This is a genomic window from Pseudomonas fluorescens (assembly GCF_902498065.1).
Classification (GTDB): Bacteria; Pseudomonadota; Gammaproteobacteria; order Pseudomonadales; family Pseudomonadaceae; genus Aquipseudomonas; species Aquipseudomonas fluorescens_BJ.
Genome location: NZ_CABVIR010000004.1, coordinates 1 through 13,455, shown reverse-complemented (window position 1 = coordinate 13,455; position 13,455 = coordinate 1). Strand labels below are relative to the sequence as shown.

The 13,455-nt window shown below is 59.3% G+C and carries 12 protein-coding genes; 6 read left to right on the top strand and 6 right to left on the bottom strand.

Features of this window, described 5'->3' with window-relative positions:
- The first annotated feature begins 100 nt into the window (after positions 1–100).
- Complete coding sequence (locus tag F8N43_RS15985; protein ID WP_150633052.1) at positions 101–1,273, top strand: hypothetical protein; 1,173 nt, start codon at positions 101–103, stop codon at positions 1,271–1,273.
- Between the two features lie 181 nt (positions 1,274–1,454).
- Positions 1,455–1,967 (top strand): lysine methyltransferase, encoded by a 513-nt coding sequence (locus F8N43_RS15980; RefSeq protein WP_150633051.1) that lies wholly within the window; start codon positions 1,455–1,457, stop codon positions 1,965–1,967.
- Positions 1,968–1,985: 18 nt separating this feature from the next.
- Here F8N43_RS15980 and can read toward each other — a convergent pair whose 3' ends face one another.
- Positions 1,986–2,630, bottom strand: a complete 645-nt coding sequence (gene can / locus F8N43_RS15975) for a carbonate dehydratase (protein WP_017340775.1) — start codon at positions 2,628–2,630, stop codon at positions 1,986–1,988.
- 168 nt (positions 2,631–2,798) lie between these two features.
- On the opposite strand from can, the gene F8N43_RS15970 reads away from it, so the two are divergent.
- The gene (locus tag F8N43_RS15970) at positions 2,799–3,203 is read left to right on the top strand and encodes a serine kinase/phosphatase (protein ID WP_150639836.1); all 405 of its coding nucleotides are present in this window, start codon (positions 2,799–2,801) and stop codon (positions 3,201–3,203) included.
- A 109-nt stretch (positions 3,204–3,312) separates the two neighbouring features.
- On the opposite strand, the gene rimI is transcribed toward F8N43_RS15970, so the two are convergent.
- Both rimI and F8N43_RS15960 read right to left on the bottom strand, forming a co-directional pair.
- A complete protein-coding gene (gene rimI, locus F8N43_RS15965) occupies positions 3,313–3,765 on the bottom strand; it encodes a ribosomal protein S18-alanine N-acetyltransferase (RefSeq protein ID WP_008025817.1) in 453 nt (150 codons plus the stop codon).
- Positions 3,758–4,498, bottom strand: coding sequence for an energy transducer TonB (locus F8N43_RS15960; RefSeq protein ID WP_150633113.1), 741 nt, complete (start codon positions 4,496–4,498; stop codon positions 3,758–3,760). The genes rimI and F8N43_RS15960 overlap by 8 nt, the downstream gene beginning before the upstream one ends.
- A gap of 219 nt (positions 4,499–4,717) precedes the next feature.
- Between F8N43_RS15960 and mksB the strand changes: the two genes are divergently transcribed.
- The 3 genes from mksB to mksF are packed head-to-tail and all read left to right on the top strand — an operon-like array spanning position 4,718 to position 9,523.
- Positions 4,718–5,995 (top strand): Mks condensin complex protein MksB, encoded by a 1,278-nt coding sequence (mksB, locus tag F8N43_RS15955; RefSeq protein ID WP_191630140.1) that lies wholly within the window; start codon positions 4,718–4,720, stop codon positions 5,993–5,995.
- Complete coding sequence (mksE, locus tag F8N43_RS15950; protein ID WP_150639837.1) at positions 5,985–6,686, top strand: Mks condensin complex protein MksE; 702 nt, start codon at positions 5,985–5,987, stop codon at positions 6,684–6,686. Before mksB ends, mksE begins: the two co-directional genes overlap by 11 nt.
- Positions 6,683–9,523 carry an Mks condensin complex protein MksF gene (gene mksF, locus F8N43_RS15945; RefSeq protein ID WP_150654025.1) on the top strand — a complete coding sequence of 947 codons (2,841 nt, stop codon included), beginning with the start codon at positions 6,683–6,685 and terminating at the stop codon, positions 9,521–9,523. Before mksE ends, mksF begins: the two co-directional genes overlap by 4 nt.
- A 144-nt stretch (positions 9,524–9,667) precedes the next feature.
- Here mksF and F8N43_RS15940 read toward each other — a convergent pair whose 3' ends face one another.
- From F8N43_RS15940 to F8N43_RS15930, 3 genes are read right to left on the bottom strand one after another with little or no spacing between them, the layout of a single operon-like run.
- Positions 9,668–11,971 (bottom strand): intermembrane transport protein PqiB, encoded by a 2,304-nt coding sequence (locus F8N43_RS15940; protein ID WP_150633046.1) that lies wholly within the window; start codon positions 11,969–11,971, stop codon positions 9,668–9,670.
- A complete protein-coding gene (locus F8N43_RS15935; RefSeq protein WP_150633045.1) occupies positions 11,964–12,587 on the bottom strand; it encodes a paraquat-inducible protein A in 624 nt (207 codons plus the stop codon). The genes F8N43_RS15940 and F8N43_RS15935 overlap by 8 nt, the downstream gene beginning before the upstream one ends.
- Complete coding sequence (locus F8N43_RS15930) at positions 12,574–13,233, bottom strand: paraquat-inducible protein A (RefSeq protein ID WP_150633044.1); 660 nt, start codon at positions 13,231–13,233, stop codon at positions 12,574–12,576. The genes F8N43_RS15935 and F8N43_RS15930 overlap by 14 nt, the downstream gene beginning before the upstream one ends.
- Positions 13,234–13,455 lie beyond the last annotated feature (222 nt).

The window sequence follows — 13,455 nt, the reverse complement described above, 5'->3', positions numbered from 1 at the left end:
TTGAGAGAGGTAAACACTGCGCCACTTGTAACCCGACCTGTCACATCCCACTGTACTCGCCTCCGTTTTCAGGGGCCCACACGCTGAAAAGGATCTGAGCATGTTCAAACTCGCAGGACTCACCCTCGCCGCCCTCACCCTGAGTACCGTCGCCCATGCCGATGCCGATCTGAAACTGGGCAGCACCGAGCGCGTCACCCGGCTGTTTGCCTACCCCAACAACTGCAACGTGATCTGCTTTCGCAACTGGACGCTGGAGCAAACCGTCGAGCATTACCTGACCCAAAGCGTGCAGCGCGATGGTTACAGCGACGCGAAGGTGCAAGTCAAAACCGATAACGATCAGCTCTATGCCGCCATCACCGGGGTGCCCAGAGGCTATGAAAAGCCGTTGGCGGCGCTGCTCGATGCCGGCGACCTGGCCTACACCGGCGCCAGCAAGCTGAATGCCGACGGCAAGTGGGCTTATAGCTGGTACTTGTTCCTGCCGCTGGGCATGGCACTGGAGAACCGCAGAAGTGTCGAGTTGCTGCACTTCCCGCCGGATTATTCGCTGACCCAGGCACAGGATTACTTGAAGTCGGCCACCACTGATCGTTGGGCCACGCTGCTGACGGTCAACGGGATCGCTGCCGATCAGACGCCGGCTTTCCAGACCATCATCGACATCGCGCCGATTGCCGCGCCCTCCAACGCAGGCAAGGATCTGGAAGGCGTCTACGACTACTTCAAGGACTACCAGACCACCATGGTCAAGGAAGTCAGCCAGAACGCCAGCGGTACCACGCTGCCGATGGTCGCCTTCGGCGCGCCGGTGCGCAACTGGATCAAACAGCAATACGGGCCAACCGTGAACGTGCTAGGCCTGGTAACCATCAGTCCGAAGGACGGGGTAAAAGTGCCGGTGCTGGGTTCCAACCATCCAAGCTACATCTGGTACGCCGCCGACCCGGACAGCTATACCGGTAAGGATGCCCAGGCCCAGGCTGACGCGGCGGGCCTGAAAGTCATGGGCCAGGACTTGAGTGCCGCGTGCTGGCAAGCCGCCATGGGCCGAGACCCGGACAGCAATCCAGACATTGAACTGAGAAGTTGCACCCAGACCTGGCAGGTGGCCCAGGCAGATAAAACCTGCGAACTGTTCTACACCTCGATCCGCAACCTGACGCCCGGGCAAGCCACGGCCAAATGCGCGACGACACCGATCAAGTCTCAGCTTAAACAGCTCAAAGCCCCGGCGCCTGCGGCCGCGATGCCTGCTCCGCATCTGTAAAAGGCTGAACAGCGTTCCTGCGTAAGCCTTGGCTGACGCAGGAACACGCACTTTTCTTCTGTCAGTTATGACAGTAGACCGTTTGTTTTTTTTGCGAGAGGCTTGAGACATACCCATGTGTTGCAGGGCTGACAGGATGTCAGCCGACGGAGGTCGCAGCACCCAGCCGACAAGGATTGTTATGAAAGCCTACGCCGAACAAGCATTACCCCCACCGCCGTCCAAAGGCATTTACCCGTTTGTCGAGTTGCCGCTGAGCCTTGGATTCCCGTCCTTGGAAGACTTTCAGATCGTCAATAGCCCTCAGGCAAAGGCAAAAGCCGTCTGCGCTCTGCGGGAGTTTCCACGTCTGAGTCGAATCTGCCGGGTTTCCGGGCATCTATTGCCGTATCGCTGTCGACACACCCGGCAAATGGCGCCGGGCATTCATGTATACGACCCACGGTTCTGCGGACTGCTCAGCCACGCCTGCGACCCCAACACCTTTCTCGACATGAGTGAGCTGTGGTTATGGGCGTTGAAGGACATCAGGAAAGGCGATCGGCTGACGATTGATATAGCCATGACCGAAGACAAGCTGCAGCGGCAATTCGCCTGCCGCTGCGCCTGTCCCTGCTGCCGAGGCTGGATCACCGGCTACGACGAAGCACCGAATGTCGATGGCCAGTTGTTTTTCCAGAATTGGCGTCGATGAAGCCTGTGCTGATGTTACTTACAGCGGCTCGAACGGACGCAGGCGGTACTGCGGCGGCAACTGCTCGAAACCACTGATGGTGGCGTTCAGGCTCTTCCACCGACCGTCCTTGATGCCATAGATGCAGCCGTGAATCGACAGCTTCTGCCCGCGGTGCCAAGCGTTTTGAACAATGCTGGTGTGCCCGACGTTGGCCACTTGCTGGATCACGTTGAGTTCGCAGAGGCGATCAACTTGCTCCTCCTCGGTAGGCAGTTTGGAGAGCTCTTCACGCTTTTCGTAATAAAGATCGCGAATAGAACGCAACCAGCCGTCGATCAAGCCGAATTGGCGGTCCTGCATCGAGGCTCGCACACCACCGCAGCCATAGTGGCCGGTGACAAGGATGTGTTTGACCTTGAGCACGTCCACCGCGTACTGAATCACCGACAGGCAATTGAGGTCCGTGTGCAATACCACGTTGGCCACGTTGCGGTGGACGAACAGGTCGCCGGGCAGCATGCCGACAATCTCGTTCGCCGGCACGCGGGCGTCGGAGCAGCCAATCCAGAGGAATTCCGGCGTTTGCTGACGGGCCAGTTTGGCGAAGAAATCAGGATCTTCTTTGGTGATCGCGTCAGCCCAGCGCTCGTTGTTATCAATCAGATCTTGTAATTCGTTCATGCAATGAAGCCTCGAGAATGATGCGCTGCTTTGACTGACAACCGTCCGTCGGGGTCACGCGCGAGATGCAGATTGCCGCTGGTGCATATTACCTGCACACCATGCCGGTGGAATTCTGAGGAGCCCAGTGGGTCCACCGTAGTAAGGCCCACAGTATGAGGAATTGCCATGACTGATTCACGACGTCCTTACGATGCGACGCAACCGGAGCCCATCGACGACAACGAAGACCGCATGGGCTCGATGCATGAGCTGGATTTCGACGAGGAAGAACCCAGCGCAAAAATCGGCGATGAACTGACGGAAAACGAGCGCCAGCGACTGATGCCGCGGGGGCGCGTGCTTGAAGCCGGCATGACCGGCGCCGCGACCGCTGACCATGAGTCCACCGATGATGACATGAGCCCGGAAACCCTGATCCGTGAAGACGGTGCTCGGGATGCGCATGAGGCCGGTGAAGGCGGCCAGGCCGATTGGGATTTGAGCGTTGTCGATGAAGACGACATCGGCGGGGGCAATGGTCTGGATGAAGAGGAATTGGCGCGGCGGGATCCGATGGATGGTAATCGGTGATCTTCGGTTCCCGAGAAACGCCATCGCGAGCAGGCTCGCCCCCACAGGTTTGATGTACGACACCAATCCACTGTGGGAGCGAGCCTGCTCGCGATGCTTTTAAGGAAGCTCAGTCAACCAGGGTGCAGGCCATGACCACTGCGTCTTCGCGCCCACCCACCGCCGGATAATAATCCCGACGCCGGCCAATCTCGTTAAACCCATACCGCTCATACAACCGGAACGCCGACCGATTACTGTCGCGTACTTCCAGAAAACACTCCCGCGCCTCAGCCTTATAGGCAATCGACATCAAGTGCTCCAGCAGCGTTAAACCCAACCCGCGCCCCTGATTTTCCGGTTTGACGGTGATGTTCAGCAAATGCGCTTCATCCAGAATAATCTGCACCACGCCGTGCCCGACCTGTTGCGAACCTTCAAACATCAGCCAGATCTGGTACTTGCCCAGCCCATCGAGAAAAATCCCGCGGGTCCAGGGATGACTGTACGCCGCGAATTCAATTTTCAGCACAGCGTCCAGGTCTGCCTCGGTCATCGGGCGAAACGATACAGCGTCACTCATTCGATTCTTTCCAGCGCGCCATCAGCCGACGCATGGCTTGCCAGACATCAGCCTTACGCTGTGGCTCTTCCATTAATAATTCCAGACCCGGAAGGGCCCAGACCGCGCCCAGGCCTTCGACCTGAAGTTCACGGTTGAAGGATTCGGCGTTGGCCTCGCCAGCAAAACGCACCGCCGGCAGGCCGATCAGCCACACGCAGACGCACGGTGCGTCTTCCAGCCGGGCCGAAAGGAAACCTTGTACGAAATCACGAGCCGCTTCCGGGCCTTGATCCATGGTGCCGCGGGCCAACAACGGCCAGCGCACCGGTTCGCCGACAATTTGCGGGCTGTCCGGCAGACCGGCGGCGCGCAGCATGTCTTTGAGTAGCAGGTAAGCAGGATCGCGGGTCTGGAAGGTTTCGCCTGTGGGTAACTCCACCAGCAGCAGGCAACGACCGGCGCGCAACAATTGCAGGGCGAATCGCGGAGGAGGCACGACCGGCGCCTTGACCACGACCGGAGCCTCCTCTTCTTCGACCTTGGCATTGGTACGCGTACTGGCCAACGATGGGCGCGGCACCTCGATTTTTACCCGTTCGGCCGGTTTGACCACAGGTTCTGCGGGTGCATCGGCCACGGGCGCCGACACCATCGGGGCGACGACCAACGGTTCGGGCACCTCCAGCAGCTCGGGCCGCGAGGGCGCGGCAAAGGGCAATTCGGTACGCGGCAGCCAGTTGACCACCTGCATGGCGGTCAAATAAGCGCGGCGACGGGACTCGATTAGCAAAGGTCGGCCACTTGTGGATAACTAAAGTGCGCTGATTCTACCGCCCTTCGCTCAAGATCGCCCGCTGTTGATCGATACTCTTACCCATAGAATCAGCGACAGCCCGTCCCGAGAGTGAATCGCAACGGGCGTGATGCAGTACAATCGCTGCTTTTATTCGACAACCAGCCGGCCATTCCGATGATCGAACCCAAGCGCGTCTTGCGCGCCCTCGCTGAACACTGGGCACTTCTGGAGCCACTGTGCGAGCACTTCGACCAAGGCACACTGAGCCTCAACGAACTGCGCACGCAACTGGCCACCCAGCAACTCGACAGTACGCCGCAGGACATCACCAGCCTGCTGGACGTGTGGATCCGCCTCGACATTCTGGTTCCCGTGGCGAAAAGCCCGAACCGTTTCGAGCTCAACGCGCAAATCCACGACTTCCTCGCTTACCTGCGCCGCGAGCACCGGCTGGGCCTGTGCCTGGAAATCGAAGCCTATCTGCGCCACCTCGAACGCCTGGCCGGTTACATCCAGGACGCTTTCGACATCCGTGACGGCCACGACCTGGCGCGCCAGTTGCGCCTTCTCGACATGCGCGTACGCGATGTATTGAAAAAACTCGCCAACGACGAACAGGCCCTGGTGGCCGTCGCCGAACGCGCCAAGACCAGCGACCGGCAGATTCCGCTGCGTCAGCGTTACGCCGAAGTGCTGGCGACCTGGGACGAATACGTCGAACCGATGATTCAGTTAGTGAACGCCGACGGCGCCTTCGAGCAAGGCGTGCGCAAGGTCGAAAACGTCCTGTTGAAGATGCTCACCGAACAGCAGCGCCTCGGCCACCTGGTCGATGACGACATGCTGCTGCGCACCCACGCGCGCATCCTCGAAATGCAGACCAGCGCCCAGCTGACCTTGCGTCATGCCCGCGAATTGCTGCTGCCGCTGCGTGAAGAAGCGCGTCGCCATAACGCCGTGACGCGTGGCGCAGCGCTGGCCTTGTCGGCCATCCGTCGCAAAGGCATCGATGCGGTGCCGCAAGCGGCGATGCCGATGTTCACCCGGCCGCAAAGCACCTTCCTCGGCAGCGCCAGTCAGGTCGAAGCCTACGTTTACGCCCTGGCCCGTTTCGAGCCAAAACCGGCACGCTTCCCCAAGGCCCACAAGACCCAGAAAGGCGAAGCCCCGCGCGCGCCACGCACGGTTCGGGAAATGCTCGAACGCTGTGAAGACGCCCTGCCGATGCCGGATCTGATGACCTGGCTGCTGGAGCAGGAACCGGACGGCGCCACCGACGAATTGCTGTACTGGTTCTCACGCCTGTCGCGGGAGAAACGCTTCAAACGCGAGCGTCTGGAACGCCGCGATTACCACACTCATGAGCATCAGGTCAGCCTGCGCTCCTTCGCCCTGCTCTCGGCCCGCGATACCGCCGCCGAGGATTCTGCGAGCATTCCCAATGCATCTTGATCTATCCGAACTGTCCCAGCTGGCGCCGATCTTTCGCGAGCTGTTCAAGGGCTACCACGTCAGCCGCCGCGACCCGGAGCTGTACGCGCAACTGTCGAACTTCCAGGACCAGTACCGCACGCTGTTCAAGGCGCTGGGCTTCGAACTGGTCTGCGACACCCGTGGTTTCTATTACTTTGTGCCGGACCTCGCCGCTGCTGCGGTGAACAAGACCGCGCAGCGGCTGGCGCTGTTCACCTTCATCCTCGTCGAGCATCTGGCCGATCAGGGCCGTGACCCGATTGCCGTGCTCGACGGCGGCAGCCTCGGTCGCGATGAATTGCCGTCGTTGCTGGAGAAGTACCGCGACCTGTTCATCCAGGCCGAAGTGCAGACCGTCGAAGAACTCGAAGAAAAAATCATGCGCCGCATGACGCAGCTCGGTTTTGCCGGCGAAGAAAACGGCGTCTACCGTTTCCTGCCACCGATGCACCGTTTCCTCGACGTGTGCCTGTCGGTTCAACAAGACCGCGATCTGGCCGCCAGCCTGCACAGCGTGCTACCGCTGCCGGTTCCGGTGCTGATCGATGACGACAGCGACGAAAAACTTTTGGAAACCGATGATCCGCTGGACCTCAGTGACTTCGAAGAAGAAAGCGAAGAAGACGCCATGGCCCGCGCCATTGCCGAAGAACAGGAGACCGACGCATGAGCAAGGAACGCTACGGCATTCGCCGCTTTGCCCTTTTGAACACCGCCGGTTACAGCCTCGGCCTGTTTCCGCTGGAAGAACCGTTGTCAGTCTACGGCGCGAACAACCTCGGTAAATCCGCCTCGATCAACGCCTTGCAGTTCCCGATTCTGGCGCGCATGTCGGACATGAGTTTCGGCAAGTACAGCCTGGAACAATCCCGGCGTTTCTACTTCGCCTCGGACACCAGTTACATCCTGGTGGAAGTCTCGCTGCCCCACGGTCCACACGTGATCGGCGTGGTCGGTCGCGGCCCGGGCGGTGGTTTCGGTCACCAGTTCTTTGCCTACGCCGGCAAGCTGGACCTGGCGCATTACCAGAAGAACGACACCTGCCTGCGTCAGAAAGAGCTGTTCACCAACCTTGAACGCGAGGGTCTGAAAGCCTACGAACTCAAACCGGATGAACTGCGTCGCTTGCTGGTCGGCGGCCACACCTCGATTCCGCTGGACCTGACGCTGATTCCGCTGCGTTCCACCAGCGAGCAGAGCCTCAAGACCTTCCGCGCATTGTTCATCAACCTGCTGCACATGCGCGAAATCACTGCGGCCAAGCTCAAGCAGCTGTTCCTCGATGCCTTCGAACACAGCCTGCGTTCCGGCAGCGTCGATTACATTGCCGCGTGCGAAGAAGCGTTCCGTGATGTACGTCGCATGGAGCAGGACTACAACTCGCTGGTCACCGCCGGCCCATTGGTCGAAGCGCTTGCAGCCGGCGTAACCCAGCGCAATATCCTGCGCGGTAAACTGCACCGGATCTCGCCGCTGCTCGACTCATTGCTCGGCACCTGGTCGGACTACGCCAGTGCGCGCAAGGAAGAGCTGACGATTCAGGCCGAGCATTACCGCAACGAGCAAGACGCGCTGCAAAACGATCAGCGCGGCGGCACCCAGGAGCTGATGCGCCTGGAGCGGGAAATCACCGGTATCCAGCGCTGGCTCGGCGAGTTGTCAGTGCTCAAGCATCGCTTCGCGTTGGTCACCGACGTCAAAGTGCTGGAGCAGCAACTGCTCGCGGCCAAGGATGCTCACGATGAACTGGCCGGCGCGCTGGCACAGTCGCGACAGTTTTCAGCCGAAGACCTGGAAGAGCGTCTGCGGGATCTGGAAAAACGCCTGAAGTCGGTCAAGCAACAACTCGATCACGCCGACAACAACAGCTACGCCCGCCTGCGCGAAGAGTTCTCGCAACAGGACGTCGAGCGCCTGATGCGCCTGTTCAACAGCGCGCTGTTCAGCCTGCCGCTGGGCGAACACGGGATTACGCTGGACGAGGACGGTCAGTGGGTCAAATCCATGGAGCTGATTCTCGACGGGTTCAAAGGTGAGCGTTTTGAAGTGCCGGGGCTGTCGATCGACATCTCGCACATCGAACCGCCAGCGCTGCAAGCCCTGGCCGACCGCGCCGCATTGCGCGATCAGAAAGAGCGTCTGGAGAAAGAACTCAAGCAACTGAAAACCCAGCAAGCTGTTGCAGCGGATCGCGCAGCGAGCAAGACTCAGACCGAAGCGCTGTACCAACAAGTGCTGGACGCGCAGAAAGCCCTGGAAGATTTCCGCCGCGCGCAAACCTTGGCCGCCGAGGAAGACGACAAGCTTGAGCAACTGGCGCAGATGGAAGCGGCGCAGGAAGAATTGAAACGCTCCAGCGACGCCTTCACCGAACGCGTCCAGCAACTGTCGGCCAAGCTGCAACTGGTCGGCCGGCAGATCGGCGACATGGAAGCCAAGCAACGCACCCTCGACGACGCCCTGCGCCGCCGTCAGCTGCTGCCGGCAGACCTACCGTTCGGCACACCATTCATGGACCCGATCGACGACTCCATGGACAACCTGCTGCCGCTGCTCAATGACTACCAGGACAGCTGGCAGGGTTTGCTGCGCAGCGACGGCCAGATCGACGCGCTGTACGCTCAGGTGCGCCTCAAGGGCGTGGCCAAGTTCGACAGCGAAGACGATATGGAACGGCGTCTGCAACTGCTGATCAACGCGTACGCGCACCGCACCGATGAAGCGCTGACCCTCGGCAAGGCACGTCGCGCGGCGGTCACCGACATCGCCCGGACCCTGCGCAATATCCGCAGCGACTACGACAGCCTCGAGCACCAACTGGCGCTGTTCAACCGCGAGATCAACAAGCGTCAGGTCTCCAACCTGCAGAGCTTCCGTATCGTCCTCGCGCCAAACAAGGAAGCGTTGAAACACATCGACCAGATCATCCACAGCGCCGGCCAGTACGAAGAAGGCGAAACCCTCTCCGTGTTCGACCTGAGCCAAAGCGCCGATCAGGACAACAAAAACGAAGAAGCCAAGGAATACCTGGCGCGTCTGGTGGCAGCGAACCACAACCAGCTCGGCCTCAAGGACTTGTTCGAACTGGCGTTCGAAATCACCAAGGTCAACGGTCAGCCGGTCATTCATACCGACATCGATGGCGCCGCGTCCAACGGCACGACAATGACCATCAAGGCGCTGACCAACATGTACTTGTTGCTGCACTTGATGGACCGCGACCAGGCCGGCCGCGTACGTCTGCCGTACTACCTCGACGAGGCGGCTGACATCGACGAGAAAAACCAGGCCGCGTTGCTGGAAACCAGCCTGCAACTGGGCTTTGTGCCGATTCTGGCCAGTGTGAAGCCGCAGGTCTGCGCCAGTGTGGCGATCGACCTGGAAGGGGGTAGCGGGCCGAACGGGATCTACATTGATGAGGCGGACTGGAAGTACATTCGTCGTCACGATGAAGTGAAGGCTGTGGTTAACGTTGAAGCGGATGAGCCGGAGCTGGATGCGGTTTGATCGGCGTTAATCGAAGGCAATAAAAAGGCCGCGATCCAGATGGATCGCGGCCTTTTTTATGGCGTGGGATTTTTAGTGAACTTTAGGGCCATTTTGCGGGCTTGCCCGCGAAGGCGTCCTCACAGACGCCCAATCAAGTACCTGCTATTTGCCGAGGGAAATCTTCGGCGCCCAGGTCAGCCATTCATCTTCAAACTTGTCGAACAACGGGAACGTCTGCTCAGGCCGTGCCGGACTGCCCATACGGTCCCCGTCCGGCGTGGCGAAAGCGATACCCCCCTGAATGAGCGTCTCCAGCGACTCGGTGCGCACCGTCGCCCCCTTGAACAAACCGTAGTCGAAACCAAAACCGCTGGTGTTCCAGAAACGTGTGCCGCTACGCACCAATGGCGCGTATTTCGGCTCGATCAGAATGTGCACCAAAACACGGTCAGCGGTCTGGCCCAGCTCATAACCTGTCACCTTGCCCACAGTGACTTCGCGATATGTCACCGGCACACCGGTTTTCAACGAGCCACGGCGAGCGGCGCTCAGAACCAGGCTTAAACCGGCTTCCTGCTTGACGGCCTCTGGCGGATTGGCCAAGGCCACGAAGTTTTTCTGTGGGCCAAGGTTCTTCGCGGCCGGTTGCACTTCGATGTACTGGCCAGTCACCAGGGTTTCCAGGTTTGAGGTCTTCATCAGACCCAGTTCGGGTTTGACCACCCAGAACTGACTGCCTACCCGCGCAATGCGCTCCGGCACTTCGGTGATCCGCGCGGTGAGCAGCACCGACTGCAGGTCATCGCTGAGGTCGACGTCTTCAATTTTGCCGACATCCAGGCCTTTGAATTTCACAGGAGTGCCGCTGCGCAAGCCATCGGCGCGATCGACCCTGATCGTGACCACGGTGCCTTTCTGGTTGGCCTCGTCATGGCTGGCAAACAGGCGGAAACGAGGAATGCGTTTTTGCAATGGCGCTTTGGCTTGCGGGGTTTCGAAGGCAATACCGCCGGCCATCAGGCTTTGCAGCGACTCGCTTTTGACCTGGATTCCACCGGTCAGACCACCCGTGAGCGTAATACCGCTGGCGTTCCAGAAACGGGTCGAGGCGTTAACCAACCCTTCGTATTCCTTCTCGATGTGCACGCCGATCACCAACTGCTTCTTGGTGCGCGAGAACTGATAGCTCTGGACCGAACCTACTTTGACCTGCTTGTAGAGAATCGGGCTGCCGACTTCCAGTGAACCCAGGTTCTCGGTGAACAGCACCAGGTGTAGGCCCGGTGCCCGCAAGTCGAGCGGCGGTGCTTTCGGCCTCGCCACAAATTCGCGCTGCGGTGCGGCCCCCTTGTCCCCTGGGCGCACGGCAATGTAGTTACCTTTGACCAGCGCTTCGAGACCGGTGATGCCCGCGAGGGAGATCGAGGGTTTGACCACCCAGAACTGGGTGCCATCAACGAGGTAATCCTCAGCCAGCGGATCAAGGGTCAATTCCGCGGTGGCACTGGACAGATCAGGATCGATCTTGAGCGCTTTCAGCGTGCCGACCTGAATGCCTTTGTACATCACCGGCGTCCGGCCAGCCTGCATACCTTCGAAGTCACTGAGTTTGACCTTGACCCGGATACCGGCAGCAGCGGCATCGAAATCTTCGTAGAGACGAAATGGCAGGCTCGGATCGGTGGGCGGGCTGTCCTTGCGGTTCTCCGGCGTAGCGAAGGCGATACCGCCGGCGACGATGCTCGCCAGGGATTCGCTGCGCACTTTCACGCCGGACAGGTTAGCGTCGATGCTGATGCCGCTGGCATTCCAGAAACGTGTGTGTTTGCGCACCAGCTTGGCGTAAGTGGGCTCGATGAACACCTTGAGCTCAACGGTACTTTGGTCTTCGGACAACAGGTAGCTTTTGATCTGGCCTACCCTGATCTGCTTGTAAAACACCGGGCTGCCACGGTTCAGCGAGCCGAGGCGATCAGCCTTGATGGTCAGGTGCAGACCGGGCTGGGCGTCAGACAGCGGCGGCTCTTCGGCCAGCGCCTTGAACTTGCGCGTGGGCTCCCCTTCGCCCGGACTGATCGCCACATAGTTACCGGAGACCAGGGTTTCCAGCCCCGTGATGCCGGCCAGGGTCACGCTCGGCTTGACGAGCCAAAAGCGTGTGCTGGTGCGCAGGTATGGCTCCACGTCCTTGTTCATCTCGACGGTGGCAATCACCCCTTTGGAGGCGCCTTCGTCGTCGAGCGTGAGGGTTTTCACCTTGCCGACCGACATGCCTTTGTAAACGACTTCAGTCTTGTTGGCCTGAATGCCTTCACCACTTTCGAAACGCACCTGAATCTCGATGCCGGTTTCGCTGTAGGCACGCCAGCCGAGCCAGCCGCCAATGATCAGGGCGATCAGGGGCAACACCCAAATGGCGGACCAGTTCGAGGCCGGTCGGGTTTTCGCTGTAGGCAAATCAGTCATGGTCGTCGTCCGACTCCGTGTTATCCCAAATCAGTCGGGGATCGAAAGTTACTGCGGCAAGCATCGTCAGAATCACCACACTGGCGAAAGCGATGGCGCCAAGATTGGCTTCGACGCTGGCAAGCCGTCCAAAATTCACGACCGCCACGAGGATGGCGATCACAAAAATATCGAGCATCGACCAGCGGCCGATGAACTCGATAAATCGGTACATCCAGATCCGTTGACGAGCCGAAAGCGGCTGGCGGCGCTGCACCGAAAACAGCAGCAAGGCGATGCCTACCAATTTGAACGTGGGCACCAGGATACTGGCGATAAAAACGACGGCGGCGATGGGAATCATGCCGTGTTGAACCAGTTGAATCACACCGGACATGATGGTGCTTGGATCACCCTGACCGAGAGAGCTGACAGTCATGATCGGCAGCACGTTGGCCGGAATGTAGAGAATGGCGGCCGTGACCAGCAACGCCCAGGTACGAACGAGGCTGTTCGGGCGGCGGGCGTGAACCACCGCACCGCAGCGGGTACAAACCTGCTCGTCGGTGTCAGCTTCCTGCTTGTTCAATTCATGGCATTCGGTACAAATCAGAATGCCTGCATCAATCGCCCGCATGGGCATCCTCTCCTGACAAAGCCTGCCAGATCTGATGAGGCGACATCACCACCTCCAACCAAACCTGGACCAACAACAAACTGATAAAACACGCCAAGCCGAGACCGACGGTAATTGCTGCCATATCTGCCAGTTTGACGATGGCCACCAGTACGCCCATGAGGTAGACCTCGAGCATCCCCCAATCGCGTAGATGGTGATAAATCCGATAGAGCAACAAACCGTAACTACGGCCGATATCAAAACGAATACTCAGCAGCACAGCCAATTGGCAAAGCAGTTTGAGCAACGGGATCCCCATGCTGCATAGAAACACAATCACCGAGACGCCCTGCATGCCGGTATCGAACAGACCGACAACGCCGCTCCAAACAGTATCTTGCGACGACTGTCCGAGTAGATTGAGCTGCATGATCGGTAAAAAGTTCGCCGGGATGTACAACAACAGCGCGGCGATGACCAAGGCGAGACTGCGTTGCACGACATTGTGCCGATGGGCATAGAGCTCGTAGCCGCAACGCGGACACAGGGCTTTCTCGCCATGGGCGAGTTCGGGCTTGCGCATCAGCAAGTCGCACTCATGGCACGCCACCAAGTCGTCCAGCGGTAATTCTGACAGCCCGGGGGCGTCAACCGGATCTGGCATAAAGGCACTGACTCCGAAAAAGTTGGACCTATTCTAGTGTCATGAGTCGAAAATAACTGTGCAAATTTGTGCTGGTCCGAATCGTGCTTTTATTCCGGACAAAACAAAACCCCTACCTGCATACGCAGATAGGGGTTTCGGAATTTAATCTTGACGATGACCTACTCTCACATGGGGAAACCCCACACTACCATCGGCGATGCATCGTTTCACTGCTGAGTT

Bases quoted from the DNA above. Each gene is read 5' to 3' on its own strand.
- rimI (WP_008025817.1), bottom strand. From the start codon at position 3,765: ATGAGTGACGCTGTATCGTTTCGCCCGATGACCGAGGCAGACCTGGAC.
- F8N43_RS15930 (WP_150633044.1), bottom strand. From the start codon at position 13,233: ATGCCAGATCCGGTTGACGCCCCCGGGCTGTCAGAATTACCGCTGGAC.
- F8N43_RS15935 (WP_150633045.1), bottom strand. From the start codon at position 12,587: ATGCGGGCGATTGATGCAGGCATTCTGATTTGTACCGAATGCCATGAA.
- F8N43_RS15985 (WP_150633052.1), top strand. From the start codon at position 101: ATGTTCAAACTCGCAGGACTCACCCTCGCCGCCCTCACCCTGAGTACC.
- can (WP_017340775.1), bottom strand. From the start codon at position 2,630: ATGAACGAATTACAAGATCTGATTGATAACAACGAGCGCTGGGCTGAC.
- mksB (WP_191630140.1), top strand. From the start codon at position 4,718: ATGATCGAACCCAAGCGCGTCTTGCGCGCCCTCGCTGAACACTGGGCA.
- F8N43_RS15940 (WP_150633046.1), bottom strand. From the start codon at position 11,971: ATGACTGATTTGCCTACAGCGAAAACCCGACCGGCCTCGAACTGGTCC.
- mksF (WP_150654025.1), top strand. From the start codon at position 6,683: ATGAGCAAGGAACGCTACGGCATTCGCCGCTTTGCCCTTTTGAACACC.
- mksE (WP_150639837.1), top strand. From the start codon at position 5,985: ATGCATCTTGATCTATCCGAACTGTCCCAGCTGGCGCCGATCTTTCGC.
- F8N43_RS15980 (WP_150633051.1), top strand. From the start codon at position 1,455: ATGAAAGCCTACGCCGAACAAGCATTACCCCCACCGCCGTCCAAAGGC.
- F8N43_RS15970 (WP_150639836.1), top strand. From the start codon at position 2,799: ATGACTGATTCACGACGTCCTTACGATGCGACGCAACCGGAGCCCATC.
- F8N43_RS15960 (WP_150633113.1), bottom strand. From the start codon at position 4,498: ATGCAGGTGGTCAACTGGCTGCCGCGTACCGAATTGCCCTTTGCCGCG.